This is a genomic window from Thiofilum flexile DSM 14609, assembly GCF_000380185.1.
In the GTDB taxonomy this organism is placed as follows: domain Bacteria; phylum Pseudomonadota; class Gammaproteobacteria; order Thiotrichales; family Thiotrichaceae; genus Thiofilum; species Thiofilum flexile.
The window spans coordinates 1-19,909 of sequence record NZ_KB904791.1 but is presented as its reverse complement, the minus strand read 5'-3'; the positions used below and the strand labels follow the sequence as shown (position 1 = coordinate 19,909).

The 19,909-nt window shown below is 46.5% G+C and carries 19 protein-coding genes; 3 read left to right on the top strand and 16 right to left on the bottom strand.

Going from position 1 to position 19,909, the window contains the following annotated elements:
- Positions 1 to 4: 4 nt before the first annotated feature.
- The 5 genes from A3IK_RS0114085 to A3IK_RS0114065 are packed head-to-tail and all read right to left on the bottom strand — an operon-like array spanning position 5 to position 3,934.
- Positions 5 to 1,186 (bottom strand): urate hydroxylase PuuD, encoded by a 1,182-nt coding sequence (locus tag A3IK_RS0114085; RefSeq protein ID WP_020560625.1) that lies wholly within the window; start codon positions 1,184 to 1,186, stop codon positions 5 to 7.
- Positions 1,187 to 2,491 carry a guanine deaminase gene (gene guaD / locus A3IK_RS0114080; protein WP_020560624.1) on the bottom strand — a complete coding sequence of 435 codons (1,305 nt, stop codon included), beginning with the start codon at positions 2,489 to 2,491 and terminating at the stop codon, positions 1,187 to 1,189. It lies immediately after the preceding gene.
- A 1-nt stretch (position 2,492) separates the two neighbouring features.
- The gene (uraH, locus tag A3IK_RS0114075) at positions 2,493 to 2,834 is read right to left on the bottom strand and encodes a hydroxyisourate hydrolase (protein WP_020560623.1); all 342 of its coding nucleotides are present in this window, start codon (positions 2,832 to 2,834) and stop codon (positions 2,493 to 2,495) included.
- On the bottom strand, positions 2,831 to 3,349 hold the full coding sequence (gene uraD / locus A3IK_RS0114070; RefSeq protein ID WP_020560622.1) for a 2-oxo-4-hydroxy-4-carboxy-5-ureidoimidazoline decarboxylase: 519 nt from the start codon (positions 3,347 to 3,349) through the stop codon (positions 2,831 to 2,833). Before uraD ends, uraH begins: the two co-directional genes overlap by 4 nt.
- A gap of 30 nt (positions 3,350 to 3,379) precedes the next feature.
- On the bottom strand, positions 3,380 to 3,934 hold the full coding sequence (locus A3IK_RS0114065) for an acyl-CoA thioesterase (RefSeq protein WP_026220985.1): 555 nt from the start codon (positions 3,932 to 3,934) through the stop codon (positions 3,380 to 3,382).
- A gap of 62 nt (positions 3,935 to 3,996) precedes the next feature.
- Between A3IK_RS0114065 and A3IK_RS21395 the strand changes: the two genes are divergently transcribed.
- The gene (locus tag A3IK_RS21395) at positions 3,997 to 4,140 is read left to right on the top strand and encodes a hypothetical protein (RefSeq protein WP_162596664.1); all 144 of its coding nucleotides are present in this window, start codon (positions 3,997 to 3,999) and stop codon (positions 4,138 to 4,140) included.
- On the opposite strand, the gene A3IK_RS0114060 is transcribed toward A3IK_RS21395, so the two are convergent.
- The 6 genes from A3IK_RS0114060 to murB form a co-directional block, all read right to left on the bottom strand.
- Positions 4,122 to 4,643, bottom strand: coding sequence for an LPS-assembly lipoprotein LptE (locus A3IK_RS0114060; protein WP_020560620.1), 522 nt, complete (start codon positions 4,641 to 4,643; stop codon positions 4,122 to 4,124). The genes A3IK_RS21395 and A3IK_RS0114060 overlap by 19 nt on opposite strands.
- Entirely contained in the window at positions 4,636 to 7,239 is a 2,604-nt protein-coding gene (gene leuS, locus A3IK_RS0114055; RefSeq protein ID WP_026220984.1) for a leucine--tRNA ligase, read from the bottom strand. The genes A3IK_RS0114060 and leuS overlap by 8 nt, the downstream gene beginning before the upstream one ends.
- Before the next feature lie 243 nt (positions 7,240 to 7,482).
- The gene (gene modC / locus A3IK_RS0114050) at positions 7,483 to 8,553 is read right to left on the bottom strand and encodes a molybdenum ABC transporter ATP-binding protein (RefSeq protein ID WP_020560618.1); all 1,071 of its coding nucleotides are present in this window, start codon (positions 8,551 to 8,553) and stop codon (positions 7,483 to 7,485) included.
- Positions 8,550 to 9,251, bottom strand: a complete 702-nt coding sequence (gene modB, locus A3IK_RS0114045) for a molybdate ABC transporter permease subunit (protein WP_020560617.1) — start codon at positions 9,249 to 9,251, stop codon at positions 8,550 to 8,552. The genes modC and modB overlap by 4 nt, the downstream gene beginning before the upstream one ends.
- Entirely contained in the window at positions 9,251 to 10,063 is an 813-nt protein-coding gene (gene modA / locus A3IK_RS19585; RefSeq protein ID WP_020560616.1) for a molybdate ABC transporter substrate-binding protein, read from the bottom strand. Before modA ends, modB begins: the two co-directional genes overlap by 1 nt.
- An 85-nt stretch (positions 10,064 to 10,148) precedes the next feature.
- On the bottom strand, positions 10,149 to 11,204 hold the full coding sequence (murB, locus tag A3IK_RS19580; protein WP_020560615.1) for a UDP-N-acetylmuramate dehydrogenase: 1,056 nt from the start codon (positions 11,202 to 11,204) through the stop codon (positions 10,149 to 10,151).
- Between the two features lie 150 nt (positions 11,205 to 11,354).
- On the opposite strand from murB, the gene A3IK_RS0114030 reads away from it, so the two are divergent.
- Positions 11,355 to 11,894: a TIGR00645 family protein gene (locus A3IK_RS0114030; RefSeq protein WP_245539491.1), complete on the top strand. Its 540-nt coding sequence runs from the start codon at positions 11,355 to 11,357 to the stop codon at positions 11,892 to 11,894.
- Between the two features lie 294 nt (positions 11,895 to 12,188).
- Entirely contained in the window at positions 12,189 to 12,983 is a 795-nt protein-coding gene (locus tag A3IK_RS19575) for an META domain-containing protein (protein WP_020560613.1), read from the top strand.
- 64 nt (positions 12,984 to 13,047) lie between these two features.
- Here the strand turns inward: A3IK_RS19575 and hsdR are convergent, their stop codons facing one another.
- The 5 genes from hsdR to A3IK_RS20925 form a co-directional block, all read right to left on the bottom strand.
- Entirely contained in the window at positions 13,048 to 15,453 is a 2,406-nt protein-coding gene (gene hsdR / locus A3IK_RS0114020; RefSeq protein WP_020560612.1) for an EcoAI/FtnUII family type I restriction enzme subunit R, read from the bottom strand.
- The gene (locus A3IK_RS21390) at positions 15,450 to 16,727 is read right to left on the bottom strand and encodes a restriction endonuclease subunit S (RefSeq protein ID WP_020560611.1); all 1,278 of its coding nucleotides are present in this window, start codon (positions 16,725 to 16,727) and stop codon (positions 15,450 to 15,452) included. The genes hsdR and A3IK_RS21390 overlap by 4 nt, the downstream gene beginning before the upstream one ends.
- The gene (locus A3IK_RS0114010; protein ID WP_020560610.1) at positions 16,727 to 18,193 is read right to left on the bottom strand and encodes a class I SAM-dependent DNA methyltransferase; all 1,467 of its coding nucleotides are present in this window, start codon (positions 18,191 to 18,193) and stop codon (positions 16,727 to 16,729) included. The genes A3IK_RS21390 and A3IK_RS0114010 overlap by 1 nt, the downstream gene beginning before the upstream one ends.
- An 86-nt stretch (positions 18,194 to 18,279) precedes the next feature.
- A complete protein-coding gene (locus A3IK_RS19565; protein WP_020560609.1) occupies positions 18,280 to 18,792 on the bottom strand; it encodes an ecotin family protein in 513 nt (170 codons plus the stop codon).
- 314 nt (positions 18,793 to 19,106) lie between these two features.
- A protein-coding gene (locus A3IK_RS20925; RefSeq protein ID WP_425425411.1) for an IS1 family transposase occupies positions 19,107 to 19,827 on the bottom strand; the annotation gives its coding sequence in 2 pieces (ribosomal slippage) (positions 19,107 to 19,577 and positions 19,579 to 19,827; 720 coding nt in all).
- Positions 19,828 to 19,909 lie beyond the last annotated feature (82 nt).

Here is a 19,909-nt window from a genome sequence, read left to right as displayed (position 1 = left end):
TACCCTACTTCTTCAACCCCTGATACCACTGCGCTATTAACTGCCGCTCTTCATCGGTCATCTGGGTTTTATTAATAAAAGGCATATCTTTAGATACCACTGCACGCGCATGAATTCGCTCAGCTTTCGCTAATACCTCAGCCTCGGTATCGTACATAATCCCGCCTTGAGCAAACTTAAACACATCATCTGTCGGTTTTGCTGCATGGCATTGTAAACAACGACTCTGAATAATCGGCATAATTTGCGCGGTAGTCACAGTTTTATCTTCCGTTTTAACTGCTTTAGGTGCAAACAGCCATATTAACGTTGCAAAAGCAATCAAAGCACCTATTAAAATACTAGGCTTAATAATGTCATGATGCTTTAAATTAAAGAAATGCCGAGCATAGGCTGTGATCGCAATCAGAGCACTTAGGATTAACCAACCATAACTATGACTATATGTAATCGGATAATGATTACTAATCATAATTAAAATAACCGGCAACGTAGCATAGTTATTATGGACTGAGCGTAGCTTAGCCTTATGCCCCCAACTAGGATCAGGCTGTTGCCCCTGACTAATGGCCTCCACCATTTTACGCTGTGAGGGCATAATGGTAGTAAACACATTAAATACCATCGCCAAACCAATCATAGCCCCGATATGAATATACATGGCACGTGAACTAATGAGCTGATCTAAACCAAAGGCTAATACCGTTAAAATCGCTAAAACCACTAAACCAAACTGTAAGCTTTTTTCCACTAAGGCCGTACGGCATAAAACCTCATAAGCGGCAATAAAAATAGCTATCGCCCCGATACCGATGAGGCTAGCCTGCCACGGGGTCAAAGCCATTTTAGCAGGGTCAATGGTATAACTAGAGGCACCAATATAATAAAGTAAGGTTAATAAAATAAACCCCGTAATACCCGTAGTATAGGCTTCCCATTTAAACCAGTGTAAGGTTTTAGGCATTTGCTCAGGGCCTAGGGAGTATTTGGCGACCTCATAAAAACCACCGCCATGAATCGCCCATAAATCCCCTTTAATACCCTTATCTTTTTTCCATTGGGGTGGCTCACGCAAGCTATTATCGAGCCACACAAAATAAAAGGATGCGCCAATCCAAGCAATACCTGTGATTAAATGTAAAAAGCGCACTACAAAATTGAGCCATTCATATAAATAGGTTTCCATTTATGCCTCCCGTTGATGCACTAATTGTCCCATGCTATAAGTCGCTGCAATACAACGATCATCACCTAAAGTATTCAGCACAAACAATTGCTCTTTTAGCGTTTTGCAATGTTTACTGCGTAACTTTAATAAAGGCGTTGCAGATGGATCGATTAAAATAAAATCGGCTTCATTACCCACCGCAAAATTACCAATTTTCCCAACTAAATCCAGTACGTTTGCGCCCCCTAAGGTGGCTAAATACAATGCCTTAAACGGGTCTAAACTACGCCCCCGCGCTTGTTGCACCTCATAGGCACTCGCCATGGTCCTAAACAGAGAAAAACTCGTCCCCCCACCGATATCAGTACCTAAGCCTACCTTGATGTTAAAGTGTTCTAATTGGCTTAAATCCATATAACCTGAACCTAGAAACTGATTCGAGGTAGGACAATGGGCAATCCCTGAGTGGGTCTGTGCTAAACATTCACATTCAGCGCTACTTAAATGCACACCATGAGCAAATACACTACGCTTACCTGTCAATCCGGCTTGGTGATAGACATCGGTATAGCTACTTGCATTAGGGAACAACTCCTTAACCCAAGCGATTTCATTGAGATTTTCGGATAAATGCGTGTGTAAATAGACACCTGGATATTCCTGCAATAACTGTGCCGCTTTAGCTAATTGCTCCGGCGTACTTGTTGGAGCAAAACGTGGGGTCACGGCATATTGCAAACGTCCGACCCCCTGCCAGCGCTCAATCAGTGCCTTAGAATCAGCATAACTACTCTCTGGTGTATCCGTTAGATACGCCGGTGCATGGCGATCCATCATGACCTTGCCCGCGATCATGCGCAGATTCAGTGCTTGAGCCACTTTAAAAAAGGCATCCACCGATTGAGGGTGTACCGTACCGAATACGAGTGCGGTCGTTGTGCCATTACGCAAAAGCTCTTTGAGGAAAAAATTGGCTATTTCAGAGGCATAGGCTTCATCTTTAAATTGACTCTCCACCGGAAAGGTATAGGTATTGAGCCACTCTAAGAGTTGCGTACCAAAGGCCGCGATCATTTCCGTTTGGGGATAGTGAATATGCGTATCAATAAAGCCGGGGAAAATAAAATAATCAGGGGTGTGTTGAACGGAGAGGGAAGGAGGAAGGTTAGGTAGTATATCAAGGGCTGCACCGACTTGTTTGACCCGTCCCGCCTCAACCCACAGCAGTCCATCTTCCCAGTATTGATAAGCCTGCTCGCCTGCAATGCTAGGGTCGGCTGTAAAATGCAGCACCCTACCACGCCATGCACCACTATTTTGCATGCTAGCTTCCTCGATAGGTGGAATAACCAAAGGGGCTTAGGAGTAAGGGAATATGATAATGCTGTCCGTCACCACCGATCTGAAACACAATATCGGCATAAGGGTAAAACAAAGGCTGTGCGGTTTGCGCTAAATAAGCCTCTAACTCAAAATGCATTTGATAACGTCCTGCTTCTAGTACCTGTTCAGATGGCAATAAACCAACCACACGTCCATCAGCATTCGTCACACCTTGCGCCACTAATTGCCATTGTCCCGCTCGCCAAGCACTCAATTGCACATTAATCCCTTGAGCAGGTTTACCTAAAGCGGTATCTAATACATGTACGGTAATCTGGCTCATGCGGCCTCCAAAGAGTTGAGTAGTTTTTCTAAACGAATCCGGGTGATTTTGCGCTGCTCTTCGGCGGCATTTTGTACCTCAGTCTCTCTATTATTCGGCAGACGCGCCTCTAATAGTTTGAGCATTTCAGCCGCACTTTTCCCTGTAGCACAGACAATAAAAATAAAGCCAAATTTAGCCTCATAGGCTTGATTACCCGTAGCTAAGCGTTGCAGGGTGTCATCATCGGCTTGTTTGACAGTGGCTTGCTCACCAGAGGCCAGCGCTTTGGTATTAGCATATTTTTGCTTTAAGGAACTCACATCACCAATTTTGGGATGCCCCTCAAAAGCTTGTAAATAATCCGCCTCCCCCAAGTTAGCCCAAATACTATCAGCTTGAGTGAATAGGTGTTCCTCGCTCGTAAAAGGAGCCGACGCCACCATCTGACTCACCCAACGCTCAGCAACACAACATTGAGTAAAGGCCAGAGCCAATGACTCAGGCGACATTTGATTCAGCTTAACTATGCGCATGGGTAAAATCCTTAGGGTAATTAAATAACGCTAAACCTCACTTTGAGCCAGACCACTATGAGTCTCAGGCCACGGTCTGAGCTTATCGGCCTCAATCCACGCTTGTATCCATTCCGGCATCGTAGGCTGCCATGCAGTCTGCCCCATAGTGCTTAGTACTTCTTGAGTGGAGACTAATTTCCCCTTACTCACCACCGCCGCACGGATCAAAGCCGCCGCATGCCATACCTCACCGCGCTGATGAGTTTGCAGAAAATAGAACCATTTGTCGTCATAGGCAATGACTGAGGTGTGCTGTTCAAAACGTTGCCCGGGGTGTAAACGCTTGCGATAACGTACACTACTCCCCGCCACCACAAAGCCCCAACCATTGCGCTTAACCGCTTTCCAAAGTCCAGTACGCACCGAAAACACAAAGCGCCCAATATCAAATAGGGTTAAATGCCGCCCATTATTCATTTCACCAAATAGATCGCTATCACTCCAGCCCACTCGTAGCGGTGTAATGCAGGTCTCTGAGATTTGCAAAGGTGGCGCGGATTTGGCCTTATACATTGCCACAAAAAATCGAAACCAGGGGTACATATCAATCCTTATAGCCTGAATGAATAGGTTAAGCTTTTAGGCAAAACAGGGGGTAAACATAGATGAGTATTTCTTTCGTAGTCGCTGTGAATACAGCCTTATACGCTACCAGTCGGCATTCCTACCGCCAACACTGCCTCAGAAATACTCACCTACGTTTACATGTCTACTTATCCTTGATGGCGACTCATGGCGAATTACGCTGAAAGGCCGCCACTTTTAAGGCTAACAGCCTTGCTAGATCACGCTTGAGACCAGCTTTAATTTGATCTGACTCTTCTTCAGCACCTAGTACATATTCATTGTCATAGGTTTGTACTTGCGATTGTGCCACGCTGTCAGCCACTACCTCGGCTGTACCTTGACGTTGTAGGCTAAATTTTGCCTCGGTGGTATAACGAAAGGCGTTCACAGCACGAGTTGTTGAATAGCCAGACACTCGACGCAGCTCAACCGGAGCTTGTAGCGTTAACAGTATGCTGGCTGTACTCGGATCACTCAAAACGGCTCCATGGGATTGTAAGGCTGCGCGAACTGAATTGCCAAACTCCGTACCGCTTTCACCCAGCACTGCCACTTTAGCCTGCTGCATCGCCAAGGGATCTGTACCGCGTAAGTGAAAACCTTCTGTACTACCGCAAGCACTTAAGAGCAGTAGGAGACATCCCCCTACTAGCCCTTTACTTAGCAGCCACTGAACGCTAAGCATTTTCACTCGCCACAATATTCACTAAGCGCCCTTTGACCACAATCACCTTATTTAAAGTCATGGTTTCTATGTACTTTTTCACATTAGGATGAGCCAAAGCTGCAACCTTAATAATACTCTCATCATCAGATGCCGCTACTCTTACCTTACCGCGCACCTTACCATTCACCTGCACAATGAGCTCTAATGAGTCTTGTACTAAAGCAGACTCCAGCACTTCAGGCCAAGCGACACTCACCACAGCCTCTTCATGTCCTAAGGCATGCCATAGCTCATGACAAATATGCGGTGCAATGGGCGATAACATTAAAGTAATGATCTCTAAGGTTTCTTGAACAATGGCTCGCCCTAATTCGGAGGGATCATTGAAACGGCTAATTTCATTAATCAGCTCCATATTCGCCGCGACCGCCGTATTAAAAATCTGGCGACGCCCCATATCATCAGTGACTTTTTGCAAGGCTAAATAGACTTTACGGCGTAAGGCACTTTGCTCAGAACTCAGCTCGGCTCCGGCTAAAATAGCGGTATTCACTACCCCTAAATTGACATGCTCAAACACTTGCTTCCATAGGCGGCGTAAAAAGCGTTGTGCGCCCTCCACACCAGAATCCGACCATTCCATACTTTGATCAGGTGGAGCCGCAAACATAGAAAATAGGCGTAAGGTATCCGCACCATATTTCTCGATCATATCCTGCGGGTCTACCCCATTATTTCTGGACTTAGACATCTTACTCATACCGCCATACGCCACTGCCTGACCATCGGCATTCAATACGGCGTTTAAGATGCGTCCCTTTTCATCATATTCCACCGTCACAGCAGTAGGTGAATACCAAGTCTGTCCATTGCTGTCTTCACGATAGAAAGTATCGGCTAGTACCATGCCTTGCGTTAACAAACTAGTAAATGGCTCATCCGACTCCACTAAGGTACTGTCACGCATCAGTTTATGGAAAAAACGCGCATACAATAAATGCAATATAGCGTGCTCAATCCCACCGATATATTGATCAACCGGCAACCAATAATTCGCCCGCTCATCTAACATCGCCTCATTATTATCTGGGCAGGCATAACGGGCAAAATACCAAGAGGATTCAAAGAAAGTATCAAAGGTATCGGTTTCGCGTGTCGCAGGCTTATTACAGCTTGGGCAAGTGGTTTGATAAAACTCCGGCATGCGCTTTAGTGGAGAGCCGCCCGTTTCATCAAATACCACATTTTCTGGTAATACTACCGGCAAATCTTGTTCCGGTACGGGAACTGCACCACAATCCGCACAATAAATAATAGGGATAGGACAACCCCAATAACGTTGGCGTGAAACCCCCCAATCCCGTAAGCGATAATTGACCTGACGACGCCCCCAATGCAAATCCGTCAGCACATTAGCAATACGCTCAAAGGCATCTTCCGAACTCAAGCCGGTAAACTCACCTGAATTCACCAATATACCTCGTGCGGTATAAGCCCCTTGGCTAATATCTACCTCGGAGCCATCACTGGGTGCAATCACCTGTTTAATCGGTAAATGATGCTTGGTGGCAAATTCCCAATCGCGTTCATCGTGCGCGGGTACTGCCATCACAGCCCCTGAGCCATAGGACATGAGTACAAAATTCGCTACCCAAATCGGTACACGCTCACCCGTGAGGGGATGAATGGCCTCTAAACCCGTAGCCATGCCGCGTTTTTCCATGGTCGCCATATCGGCTTCCGCCACCTTAGCCTGCTTACAGGAATCAATAAACTCAGTTAGCTCGGCACTCGAATTGGCGGCATAGATGGCAAGTGGATGCTGTGGCGCAATCGCTACATAGGTCACACCCATTAGCGTATCGGGGCGCGTCGTAAATACGGTTAAACGCTCATCGGAGCCTTTAATACCAAACTCCAGCTCTAAACCCTCGGAGCGCCCAATCCAGTTTTCCTGCATAGTACGCACTTGCTGAGGCCAGCCGGGCATATTTTTTAATTCTTCTAATAACTCATCTGCATAGGCGGTAATACGCAAAAACCATTGATCAATTTCACGTTGCTCAATTAAAGCCCCTGAGCGCCAACCCCGTCCATCAATGACTTGCTCATTCGCCAATACGGTTTGGTCGACTGGATCCCAGTTTACGGTGGATTTTTTGCGGTAAACCAAGCCCTTTTCATAGAGCTGGGTGAAAAACCATTGTTCCCAACGATAATAATCCGGTTTACAGGTGGCAATTTCGCGTGACCAATCAATGCCTAGCCCCATGGATTTTAGTTGACCACGCATATAATCAATATTGCGATACGTCCACTCAGCCGGCGGGACTTTATTTTTAATGGCGGCATTTTCAGCCGGAAGCCCAAAGGCATCCCAGCCCATCGGTTGCAGTACATTCTTGCCCTGCATACGTTGAAAGCGAGCAATCACATCGCCAATGGTGTAATTACGCACATGCCCCATGTGCAGCACACCGCTAGGATACGGGAACATAGACAGGCAATAGAATTTTTCCTTATCAGGATCTTCGGTGACTTTAAAGGTAGCCTGTTTATCCCAGTAATCTTGTACTGCGGGTTCCAGCGTTTTGTGGTTATAGTGTTCCTGCATGGTGGTCATGAGTTTGCAATGTGAGTTAGAAAAGATGAAGGATATAAACTTTGTGGTATTTATGCCAGTATCATCTGAATCAGGCCGGTAGATAAGCATCAAAACTTAGGCATCTGTTGCCCGATAAGGGGGTATTTCTTCCGCAGTCGCTGTGAATACATCCCTGTACGCTACAAGGCGGCATCCATGCCGCCAAGACTGCTCCAGAAATACCCCCTTATCGGGCTTGACTCCTTTCAACACTTATACAATAGCCGTTGCTTTGATTTGGGCAAATACCTGCATACCCACTTGTAAATTCAATTGTATCGCTGATTTTTGGGTAATATGCGCCAATACAGGGACGCCCCCTAGACTCAAGCGTATCATCACTTGTCCGGCTAATGGTTGCGCCATCTCCACAATCTGAGCCGGTAAGATATTAAGAATACTAGTGTGCTCCGATTTTTGCAGTGTAATGCTAACATCCCGCGCATATACCCGTAAGCGTAGTGGTGTACCCAAAGCAGCCGTCTGTTGATAGGGTAAACTCAATAGTCCTCCCACAAACTGCATTTGAGTGAGATGAAATTCCGGTTCATGCCCGCAAACCTCGACCTCTAACACACTCGATGCTTGTTTACGCTCAGCCAGCGGGGAATCTAAGCGGGTCAGTGTTTCTGCTAAGGCACCCGAAGCCACTACCTGCCCCGCCTCCAACACCACTAAATGATCCGCCAGCCGCGTAACTTCTTGGGGGGAGTGGGTAACATACAAGATAGGAATGTCTAGCTCGCGGTGAAGGCGCTCTAAAAAGGGTAGAATTTCTTGCTTACGTTGCAGATCAAGCGCAGCGAGTGGTTCATCCATTAATAAGACTTGCGGTTTAAGTGCCAACGCACGCGCAATACCAACCCGCTGCCGTTCCCCTCCCGAAAGCTGTGCCGGGATTTTATTGAGTAAATGCCCAATCCCTAAAAGCTCTATAAGGGCGGCTAACTCGGTTTCATTAGCGGCTTGGGGGGAACGCTTACGCCCATAATCAATATTTTTGCGTGCAGTTAAATGCGGGAATAGGCTTGCCTCTTGAAAGACATAGCCTAAGGGGCGTTGATAGGTTGGTAAAAATAGCCCGGCTTTACTATCCTGCCATACCTGCCCGCGCACTTGTAAAAAACCACTATCTGAGCGTTGTAGCCCGGCAATACAACGCAATAGGGTGGTTTTACCAGAACCAGAATGCCCAAATAAGGCTGTCACCCCTCGTTCGGGTAACTGTAAATCCGTGTTCAGCAAGAAATCGGGAAATTGCACCCGAAAACGCGCCTCAATCATACTTTTACCGCTTTTTCCACATCGAGGCGTTGATTCATGAGTTGCATACTAATCAACACCAAAAACGAAAAGGCGACCATTAGTCCCGCTAACCAATGAGCATGGCTATATTGCATGGCTTCGACATGATTATAAATTTGCATAGACACCACACGCGTTTGCCCCGGAATATTGCCTCCCACCATCAGCACGACCCCAAACTCCCCCACCGTATGGGCAAAGCCTAAAATGGTTGCGGTGAGAAACCCACGCCGTGATAAGGGCAATACCACACTAAAAAAGGCATCCCACGGACTAGCTCGCAGGGTCGCCGCTGCTTCTAACATACGTGCATCCAAACCCTCAAAAGTGTTTTGTAGCGGCTGTACTACAAAGGGCATAGAAAACAGCACGGAGGCTACCAACATGCCACTAAAACTAAATGGCAAGCGCCCCAAGCCAAGAGACTGAGTCAATTGCCCCACCCACCCATAAGGCCCCATGAGCATGAGCAGATAAAACCCTAATACAGTCGGGGGCAGTATCAAGGGCATCGCTATTAAGGCGGCAATAATCGGTTTGAAACGGGAGCGGGTTTGTGACAGCCACCAGGCCAAAGGCGTACCTAATAGAAGCAAGATGAGTGTGGCACTACCGGCAAGGGTGAGCGTGAGGCGAATAGCAGCCCAATCCTCAGCCGAAAACGGCAACCCATCCATTATGGTGTGCCAGTGCTGACCGGCTCTGTCTGGTTAGCCAGTGTGTCTGTGCTTTCACCGGGTAATACAAAGCCGTATTTCACCATAATCTGCCGAGCCTCCGCACTCTGTATATAGTCCGCAAAGCGCTGAGCAGCGGCATTATCTTTGCCATGCGAGGTAATAATAAAGGCTTGCTCTAAAGGGTTATGCAGCTTTTCATCAATTGGAGCATAACCGCCTTGTTTGGTGAGTTCAGGGTTAACAGCCAAAGATAGCGCGATAATCCCAATATCGGCATTGCCCGACTCGATGAATTGCGCGGTTTGAGCAATATTTTCACCGAATACTAGTTTAGGCTTTATGATGTCCCAGAGTTGACTCGCTTTTAAGGCTTCCTCCGCACGTTTGCCATAGGGAGCATGCGCGGGATCGGCTATGGCAATATGCTGAAACTTAGCATCCTTAAGATCAGCTAGGGTTAGCTGACTGGCATCATAGTTCTTACTCCATAACACAATATGCCCTCGTGCATAGGGTGTTACCTTGGAAGCTGCTTGATTCGCTTTGGCTAGTTGCTCTGGGTATTTAATATCAGCAGAGAAAAATAAATCAAAGGGTGCGCCCTGTTCAATCTGAGTGCTGAGTTTGCCGGAGGAGCCAAAGGTAATGGTTACCTGATCATTGGGGTTTGCTGCTCTATAGGCTGCTTTAATATCTTCGAGGGCAAATTTCAGGTCAGCCGCAGCGGCAATGGTTAGATCCTCCGCCCCAGCACTAGCGGTGCTCAACATAATCGCCGCAGTCAACCAACCTAACTTTAACCTGCGCATGAAAACACTCCCTGTCATAAATCAGTAAGCCTACCCAATGCTTACACTATAGTAATCAGCCTAAAAACACCTTGAGGAAAGACAACTAGGGTTGTGTAAGAACCACATTCGGCATACGTTGAGAGAGCATAGGCTTACCCACCACATTCGGCTCTGGCTCTAGGGTAATACCAAAACGCTGCTCGACTGAATCAATAATATCCAACGCCAATTGCCAAATCTGTGCCCCACTGGCCTGACCATGATTGACTAATACCAAAGCATGTCGCTCATAGGTACCCGCATCGCCAAAACGCTTACCCTTCCAGCCACACTGATCAATCAACCAGCCGGCTGAGACCTTCACTCCCTCCTCTAATACCCAACCACTTAAATGAGGGTATTGCTCTTTCAGGGTTTGATAATGCTCATCGCTAATCATCGGGTTTTTAAAGAAACTCCCCGCATTACCCAATTGAGCAGGATCAGGCAACTTACTTTGACGAATATGTATAATCGCATCACTAATACTACGCGCAGTCACCTCACCCGTGAGCTGTTCCTTCACTCCGGCATAATCTAAATGCCAAGTCGGTTTATTCGGCAATTGAAAGGTCACACTAGCAATCAGCCAACGATTTGGTTCTAGCGATTTAAAGCGGCTATTGCGATAGCCAAATCCACATTCTGCTACGCTAAAATGGCGCATTTCTGCCGTTTTCCAATCGACCGCAAAGATTTCATAGGCATGATCTTTAAGCTCTACCCCATAGGCACCAATATTTTGCATCGGAGCCGCCCCCACCGTTCCCGGAATTAAGGATAGATTTTCTAAGCCGGCTAGCCCCTTATCAATCGTCCAGCGCACAAAGTCATGCCAATTTTCCCCTGCCCCGGCTTTGACATAGGTATATTCAGCATCGGAGCCAATAATCGTGCGCTCCATTAATTTAATATGCACCACTAAGCCGGGAAAATCCTCGACAAAGAGCATATTACTGCCCCCACCTAAAAATAAGATAGGTAAATCAGGGTATTGCTGCTGCCACTGCCATACAGTACGTAGGCCACCTAAGGTGGCTAGTGTGCAAAAGTAACGCGCTTTTACTTCCAAACCAAAAGTATTGAGCGCACGCAGAGAATAATGTTCACGAATATTCATAATCTTGGGCAAAGTCTAGTCTGGTAATCGGGCAAGAGGCGCATTGTGGGGCTAAATACGTCATTTAGCAAACACTCTACAAAAGCTTGGATTATTGCAGTGCAATATACTTACGGCATAATGCACACATTTTATCACTACCTGAGCAAAATGATGTCATTACTGAAAAAAGCGGAACACGCGTTTGAACACCTATTATTCACTAGCCGCTGGCTGCTAGTCCCTATTTACTTTGGTTTAGTTATATCCTTAGCCTTAATGCTGTTTAAGTTTGGCAAACAAATGTGGATTTTATTCAGCACCATTCTAGAGGCAACCAGTCAAGATTTAATTGTCGGCGTCTTGACCTTAGTCGATGTATCATTGGTGATGAATTTGCTGATTATTATTATTTTCAGTGGTTATGAGAACTTCGTCTCTAAAATGGATGACTTGCATGATCACGCGGATCGTCCCGACTGGATGGGGCAAATTGGCTTTAGTGATCTCAAGATTAAACTGATTGGTTCTATGGTGGCGATTTCGGGGATTGAGCTACTCAAAGGGTTTATGGGGGTAAGTCTATTTTTGGAGCAGGGCGGCATGACACCCGAACAAAGCACTGCTCTGATTTGGATGGTGGTACTGCATATGACCTTTGTTATTTCAGGTTTGCTCTATGCCGTCATGGATAGACTCGCTGCACATTAGTCACTAAGACGCCTACGCAGAAACACTCTCTACTCTTAGCTAAGAGAGTGTTTTTTCAGGCCTACTCAATCTTGCTACTCATCAAGTTTTTTCACTTTTTTTACCTAGATTGACTAAAGTCATTATTTCTAAGTCACAAAAAATAATCGCATCTTCCTTGCATGGCTGTTGTAAAAAAAATACGTCCTTATACGCTATAAGTTGGCATCCCTATTCAGCAGACTGCTACAGCAAGATGCAGTTAGTTTTTGTTAGCTACTTCAGCCGTCTTTTACTTTGAAATAGGATAACTAAATGAAAAATTTTAAAAAATTATTAACAGTTAGTTTGCTACTTGTAGGTGCTATCCATACTGCTCACGCTACTTCATTAGAGCAAACCGATTGGGAACTCATCCAACTCAATCCTTCTCAAGCGCAATCCTTGCCGCAACTCAGGCTCCCGTTAACACTCGGCTTTAATCATGGCATGGTTTACGGTTTTAATGGTTGTAATAGTTTTCATAGCGGCTATCAGCACAATGAGCAGCGCTCGACCTTAACTATTAATACCCAGCGCATGGCGACTACTCGCATGGCTTGCCTACCAAAAGCCGAAAATCTATCGCAAGATTTTCAACAAGTCCTACAGCGCACCACCCATTATCAAATGACGGCTAAAGAACTCACTTTACTCGATAAAAAAGGTAGAATGCTGGCCCGCTTTAGTAAGCCACTCACCGAATTACCCAATACCCAATGGAAAGTCGCCTCCTATAATTCCGGTAATGCCTTAGTAACCAGTGTCAATTCAGCACGGATGACCGCCGCTTTTGATAAACAAGGGCAGCTCAGTGGGTTTGCAGGCTGTAATCACTATCGGGCGAGCTATAAAATCGATCCGAGCCAAGGCACTCTGCAGGTCGATAAAATGGGTAGCACACGCAAAATGTGCCATACACCAGACCGAGTCATGAAAGAAGAACAAGCCTTTTTAGCGGCTTGGCAACGCGTACGCTCTTATCAGCGTTTAGGCAAAAAACTAACCCTATTTGATTATAAAGGGACACGGGTTTTCACCTTCCGCTTATTAGCAGATACGGCAAATTAGCGCGTAAACATGCCAACTGCCTTGTGCTGGTATGATGGCGCAAGGCAGGGAGGTTCCCACGCTCTCACTGGTATAAACGCTGCTGAACATCCAGAAACAATTGCCTAACTCCGGCAACTTTCCCTAGCTCGTCTGGCATATCACGTACGCCTTGGTATTTCAGCTCAATAAACGTTTTTAGTTTATCGTCTGCCAGCTCGCCCACACCTTCATCGATATAGTGGCTCAGCACAAAGTTAATAAAGTCGCGTTGCTGGTAATTATACCCCCGACTAATAGCCGCTTTACGTTCTGCCACCCGCTGCTCTCGACTTTTGGTCGGCAAAGAAAAGGCTATATGTGCTAACACATCAAACAGGTCACTATTGGTGGCATTGATAGCCTGAGCAATCAACTTAAGTTGCTCTAAGCTATATCCCTTAGCCTGTAAACCATTCAGCAAACCTTGACGAGTCTCTGGCTGACTCCAAAGCGCACGGAGCTGATCCTCATCCTTAAAGAACTCCGGCAGGCTGTCATAGAACTGTCGCAAATAATCCTGCATCGAAATCGGTTTACCATCCTCACCCAAAAACTCGGTAGCAATCAGGTTTTCAATGGTGCGATTGCCTAGCTTGATGCGGATTTTTTTCTGCACTAAGCAGTTACAGGGTATTTCCCCACATACCTGACAAGCCTCTGGTTCGCAGATGCACGGGCTTTGGTGGCACTGAGGGCAGGGTTTGGGAGTTGGCTTGGGCTTAGGTTCACAGCTACACACCGACTGCTGACAGACCGGACAGGGTTCTGGCTCACCGTCCCACTCTGGATCATTGAAATGTTCATAGGCTTTCACAAAGTCATAGAGGGTGAAGTAGTCCTTTTGGTCAAACAAGCGCGTACCACGCCCCACAATCTGCTTGAACTCAATAATAGAAGTGACCGGACGCATCAGTACAATATTGCGCACATTGCGAGCATCTACCCCAGTGGATAGTTTACGCGAGGTGGTCAGGATAGTGGGGATGGTCTTTTCATTGTTCTGGAATTCGCGCAGCTGTCGCTCCCCTTCTTCTCCATCTCGTGCGGCGACTCGGACGCAATAGTTCGGATGTTTGTTGAGCTTTATCTGGTTAATCAGGTTACGCACAGCCAGCGCATGCTCTTGAGTGGCGCAGAATACCAGCGTCTTTTCACGTTGGTCGATCATATCCATGAAGGTTTTAACTCGGTGCTGTTCCCGCTCGTCAATCTCAATGAGACGGTTTATCTCGGCTTCTTTGTAAACCCTGCCCTCCTCCACTTCGCCTTCTAATACTTCATCATCCGAGCCATAGGTGTATTCATCTAGGGTGCTGACAATGCGGCGAATGCGAAACGGAGTGAGGAAGCCATCATTAATGCCATCCTTGAGGGCATAGGTATAGACTGGCTCGCCGAAATATTTGTAGGTATCTACATTACCCGCCCGCTTCGGGGTCGCGGTTAGACCTAATTGTACCGCTGGAGCAAAATACTCCATGATCTTGCGCCAATTGCCTTCATCATTGGCTCCGCCTCTATGGCATTCGTCAATAATGATGAGATCAAAAAAGTCCGGCGGATAGTCGCCAAAACTGGGAGTCGGGTTGCCATCAGCATCCTTTTTCCCGCTCATGAAGGTCTGGAAGATGGTAAAAAACAGATTGCCATTTTTGGGAACCGTTTTTTTCTTGCTAATGGCTTCAGGGGAAATTCGCACCATGGCATCCTCTGGAAAAGGGGAAAAGGCATTGTAGGCCTGATTCGCCAGAATATTGCGGTCAGCTAGAAATAGGATGCGCGGCTGGCGGTCGACGCTGGCATCACCGTGCCAGTGCTTGACGTTCCAGCGGCTGTGAAAGAGTTTCCAAGCAATCTGAAAGGCGATGGCGGTTTTGCCAGTGCCAGTGGCTAGGGTCAATAGGATACGATCTTTGCCGCTGATAATGGCTTCTAGTGTGGCTTCAATGGCGTTGTGCTGGTAGTAGCGCGGTTGCCAAGTACCGCTTTTGTCTTCAAACGGGATGGTAGCGAAGCGGTCACGCCAGTTGCTGGGCTGGGTATAGGTAGCGCTCCAGAGTTCATCTGGGGTCGGGTAGCGCTCGACATAGCCCTCGGCTCCGGTTTGCCTGTCAATACGCCAGATTTGTTTGCCATTGGTGGCGTAAGCAAAGCGGATGTTGAGTAATGCCGCGTAGTCTTTTGCCTGTTGTACGCCTTCGGTGGCGTGTAGGCGTACTCGTTTGGCTTCAATAACCGCTAGTTTTTTGCCTTTGTAGAGCAGTACAAAGTCGGCGGCTTTGGCTTCACCGCGTTTGCCGCCCCCGACTAGTTTGCCGACGGAAATGCTGTGTTCGCGGTCTATACGTGATTTTGGGGTGAGGCGTTCGCCCCAGTGTGCGGCTTTTAAGTGTTCTTCGATGTATTCGGCACGGGTGTTGGCTTCGTTGAGGTCACGTTCTATGGTCATGTGGCTACCTCTTTTTCAACCCAATCGGCGGTCAGCTCTCCAGTAAAGGCTTTTTGCAGGATAGTTTGTTTTAACTCGACTAGGGCTGTTAGTTTGCGCTGGTAAATGCTTTCAAGAACTCGAATCTCACCTTGAATAGCATTTAAAGTATCAACAATCTTATTCTGAGCAGGTTTTGGAGCTATCAGAATGGGAAAGCTCCGTAGCTTGGTTAAACCAATAAATGGTTGTGCTCCACCATTAGATGAAATCTCAACATATTTTCTGGCCAGACTGGATTTTAAATAAAAAAGTAGAAAATTCATATTTATACTATCACTACTTTTAATCAATCCAACATTCTTTATACTAAAAACCCGATCATCATCCACTAAACAGGGCATTCCACGGTTAACACCTATCATTGATATTAGAATATCACCCTTTGCGACATCTGATCTCCGGTAAAAGTTATTATGATCACTCGCTGAAATAAGTCGAACATCATCAAAATTTAGCCCATCATCCTTAATATTTTTCTGAGTTATAAAAGGAATACCTTGCTGAACATACTTAGGCGAATCATGAGTTCCATCTTTAACTGTACAGATATTAGACAGAATCTCTTGTCCCCACCCTTCCTCTTTACGTGTAAGCACCTCATTCAAATAGCTATCAAACAACTCACGGGCATTGGCAAGGTTCTTCTCGGCATTGGCAACCGCTTGGCTGATGCCTGCAAAGGCTTCATCGAGAATGGCGACAATACGTTTTTGTTCGGGGAGAGGGGGGTAATGAATAGGAAACTCTTTAATATCTCTCTGATATAGGTGAGGAGTAGTTGCACCTTCCAATCGTGACTGCACAATACGCTGAAAATAGGGGCTTAAAAGTACATAGTAGAGATATTTAGCATTAACTGCGTCTCCCGATCTAATCAAAAGCAAGGATGAATTTATTGTTGCAAGAGCTGGTAAATCCTTAACAATGCCAACCTTTCCAATTCCAGCACCATCTTTGCATATTAGGACATCATTTTTTTGCAGCATGATTTCAGGGCTTTCATCATACCGAGCCTGACTAATATGAAAAGCATCTCGGCAATCAACATAATCCCCATAATTCAGAGAATGGACAGACAAAAAAAGAGGGCCAGCATCTGTATATTCTTTTGCCGTCAATCCTTTCCATCCAATACGCCCCGCTAAATAGGCCACATCACCTAATTTTGCAGATTTCCAATGCGAGGATTGATTAATCACAACAACCCTCTGATAATCTGGTGTTTTTTCCATCACAACAGCCCCCTAATCGTCTCAAGAATCTCAGCACTCTCCGCATCAAGAGCAGCAATCTCATCCAGAATCTCGGATGGCTCACGCAGCGGTGCTTCCTCTCCCTTATTAGGGTTCTTAACAGACAAATCAAAAGTAGCCTGATCCACCTCCGCCCTACTCACCGACCACGACCTATCCGAATCAGCAAAACTGGCCTGTAACTCAACAAACTCTTTCAGATCATTATCATTCAACGGATTGGTCTTACCCATACTCCGCCCCGGATCAAGCTGGTAATACCAGATTTTTTGCGTCGGCTCGCCCTTAGTGAAAAATAACACCACCGTCTTAACACCCGCCCCAATGAACGTACCCCCCGGACAATCCAGCACGGTATGCAGATTACAATTCTCCAGCAGCTCCTGCCGCAAGGCACGGGAGGCATTATCCGAATTCGACAAAAAGGTATTCTTGATCACCACTGCAGCCCGTCCACCGGCTTTCAGGTGCTTAATGAAATGCTGCAAAAACAAGAACGCGGTTTCTCCGGTCTTGATCGGGAAATTCTGTTGAATCTCCGGGCGCTCCTTACCACCAAAAGGAGGATTAGCAAGGATCACGTCATAGCGGTCTTTCTCCTGCACATCATCTAGATTCTCGGTCAGGGTATTAGTGTGGATAATATTGGGCGCATCCACCCCATGCAGGATCAAGTTCATGATAGCGATGACATAGGCAAGGCTCTTTTTCTCCTTGCCATACAGAGTGCTGGTTTGCAGCGTATTCAGCTCAGCGGTTTTAAGGGGTCTACTGTTCCCGCTCTCATCGTAGCGCAGATAATTAAAGGTTTCGCATAAAAAGCCAGCCGACCCGCAGGCTCCATCATAAACCGTCTCTCCCACCTTGGGCTGGGTGACACGGATCATGGCGCGAATCAGTGGACGCGGGGTGTAATACTCGCCACCATTGCGCCCAGCATTGCCCATATTCTTGATCTTGGTTTCATAGAGGTGGGACAACTCATGCTTTTCTTCTTGTGTACCAAAACGTAGCTGATCGACTAGATCAAGAGCATCCCGCAAGGAGTAACCACTCTGAAAACGGTTTTTGATCTCCCCGAAAATTTCCCCAATCTTGTATTCAATCGTATCAGGAGAAGTGGCTAACTCTTTAAAATTTTGCAGATAGGGGAATAGTTTACTGTCAACAAAACGGATCAGATCATTACCAGTCATAGCACTATCACGGTCAATCTGACCGTTTTTCTTCGGTGCTGCCCACGTTGACCAGCGATAAGGTGCTTCAATGATATAGTCGTAATCATTACCGGCAAGCTCGGCTTCTTGCTCCCACTCCTGCTCCAGATCGTCTAGATATTTCAGAAACAGAATCCAAGAGGTTTGTTCTGTGTAGTCCAGTTCGGAAGAACAGCCCGCCTCTTTCCACAGCACATCATCAATGTTCTTAAAGGTTTGTTCAAACATGCAATATCCTATCCTTTGAATAGTCCCTATTCTGGCATGTACACAAACCCGTAGCTATAACCAAAACACTCCTTTGGCACTGCGCTCTATTCCGGACTTCCAACTCCTTCAGATTTCGACACCATGACGTTGTACCGTACCTCATAGCCTTTCGGTACATAAACTACGATCGGCATTCGGCTGTTATAGCGCACATACTGCACATCGCCTGCCCGCACAAAAATCTGTTTTTCTTCTTTCTTGTCAACACACTCCATCACAGTTGTCTCCACCTCTCCGTTGGTATTTAGGGTGTAATAGTCGAGTCCCCAGCCTTGCACCGTCTGTTCTCGCCAACTTCCATGAGGGATAGATTTATAGTTGCAATCCGTCATCATCTGCTTTCCTGCTCTAAAGACCAGCAGAAGTTCTTCCTCGCCCGCCAGTTTAGGCAGGCGTATGCTCATGCGGGTATAACCAGCAGGAGCAGCCGGATAAAGCTTCATGCCATACTGGTAGGATTCGGGATTGCCTCTAGCCGAACCAGTAGCCTGAACTAGACCCGATGTCATCCAGACCATAGTCGCCAATGCTATTATGGACACATTTTTCAGCATCATACGCTACTCTCCTTATGGTTCTCATAATCAGCGCGCCCCCGTGTATAGCACTGCTATTGTAGCTGGGAACTTGTTAAATGCTTTCATGCTTTGTTCCTCACAACAACCATTTATACTACCAATTTAGTACCAAAAATAAACAATGTAAACCAATTAATATTGGCTTGCAGCTCAGTCATAGTTGAACCGAGCTTTGAGTTCGGGTGTTGGTATTAAACAGGTATCGGCCTTTCCAAACCACGAGTACCGATTTCGAGCGACAACGCTATATAGGGCATCTCGGAGCGGCCGTGGCACCACCCAAAGCAAACGGGTCATGATTTAGAAGAGTTGAAAAACATTCTGTTAATAAACGCCCCGATCACCTTATCATGAATCTCCACCGACTTAGAAAAGCAAATCGTCTTGCGTGCCAACCGCTTGATACGGGTGCGAAAATTAAGATTCTGGCGCTCAATAGACTGGGTATAACGCTTAGTGATCAGGTGCTTATCCTTCGGTAAGAGACGTTGATACCCCTCCCAGCCATCTGTGCAAAACAGCCGAATCTTGAAGCGCTGTAAGGAAGCTAATAAACGCTTTAGGGTCTTATCCGCGCGGCTTCCCAGCTCATAGGCCAACACCGTCTTTAAATGCGGTTGCCACGCATACCATAGCCACCGCTTTTGTTTCTTGTGACCCACATAAGACCATTGCTCGTCCATTTCACAGATAAGTTCCACCTTATGGTGCTCCATCACCTCTTGTATCGGTAATGGATTGACTTTTACCGGTTCTAATTTTTTTTAAGTGAGCAATCACGGTCGTGATACTCACTTTCAACACCCGGCTGGTGTCGCGGACACCACTGCCATTCATGGCCATCTCTACTATCTTTTCAGGCGTCTCTGGCTTGTTGCCTTCGTAACGATAGGTGTGCTGAAAACTACGCAGACACTCACGGCATCGATAGCGCGGTTCGCCACTGCGGGCATATCCATGTTTATACACTAATAGACTGTTACAATAACGGCAGGGTACCTCTATCGTAGCCATGAACTTACCTTTCTGAACTTGCGGGGAAACCGATCACTATAAGAGATGTAGGTGTATGATTCAACTCCTTTAAATCATGACC

Bases quoted from the DNA above. Each gene is read 5' to 3' on its own strand.
- A3IK_RS0114065 (WP_026220985.1), bottom strand. From the start codon at position 3,934: ATGTACCCCTGGTTTCGATTTTTTGTGGCAATGTATAAGGCCAAATCC.
- modC (WP_020560618.1), bottom strand. From the start codon at position 8,553: ATGATTGAGGCGCGTTTTCGGGTGCAATTTCCCGATTTCTTGCTGAAC.
- A3IK_RS0114010 (WP_020560610.1), bottom strand. From the start codon at position 18,193: ATGTTTGAACAAACCTTTAAGAACATTGATGATGTGCTGTGGAAAGAG.
- A3IK_RS21390 (WP_020560611.1), bottom strand. From the start codon at position 16,727: ATGGAAAAAACACCAGATTATCAGAGGGTTGTTGTGATTAATCAATCC.
- A3IK_RS0114060 (WP_020560620.1), bottom strand. From the start codon at position 4,643: ATGCTTAGCGTTCAGTGGCTGCTAAGTAAAGGGCTAGTAGGGGGATGT.
- A3IK_RS0114030 (WP_245539491.1), top strand. From the start codon at position 11,355: ATGATGTCATTACTGAAAAAAGCGGAACACGCGTTTGAACACCTATTA.
- leuS (WP_026220984.1), bottom strand. From the start codon at position 7,239: ATGCAGGAACACTATAACCACAAAACGCTGGAACCCGCAGTACAAGAT.
- modB (WP_020560617.1), bottom strand. From the start codon at position 9,251: ATGGATGGGTTGCCGTTTTCGGCTGAGGATTGGGCTGCTATTCGCCTC.
- uraH (WP_020560623.1), bottom strand. From the start codon at position 2,834: ATGAGCCAGATTACCGTACATGTATTAGATACCGCTTTAGGTAAACCT.
- A3IK_RS19575 (WP_020560613.1), top strand. From the start codon at position 12,189: ATGAAAAATTTTAAAAAATTATTAACAGTTAGTTTGCTACTTGTAGGT.
- A3IK_RS21395 (WP_162596664.1), top strand. From the start codon at position 3,997: ATGAGTATTTCTTTCGTAGTCGCTGTGAATACAGCCTTATACGCTACC.
- modA (WP_020560616.1), bottom strand. From the start codon at position 10,063: ATGCGCAGGTTAAAGTTAGGTTGGTTGACTGCGGCGATTATGTTGAGC.
- hsdR (WP_020560612.1), bottom strand. From the start codon at position 15,453: ATGACCATAGAACGTGACCTCAACGAAGCCAACACCCGTGCCGAATAC.
- guaD (WP_020560624.1), bottom strand. From the start codon at position 2,491: ATGCAAAATAGTGGTGCATGGCGTGGTAGGGTGCTGCATTTTACAGCC.
- murB (WP_020560615.1), bottom strand. From the start codon at position 11,204: ATGAATATTCGTGAACATTATTCTCTGCGTGCGCTCAATACTTTTGGT.
- uraD (WP_020560622.1), bottom strand. From the start codon at position 3,349: ATGCGCATAGTTAAGCTGAATCAAATGTCGCCTGAGTCATTGGCTCTG.
- A3IK_RS0114085 (WP_020560625.1), bottom strand. From the start codon at position 1,186: ATGGAAACCTATTTATATGAATGGCTCAATTTTGTAGTGCGCTTTTTA.
- A3IK_RS19565 (WP_020560609.1), bottom strand. From the start codon at position 18,792: ATGATGCTGAAAAATGTGTCCATAATAGCATTGGCGACTATGGTCTGG.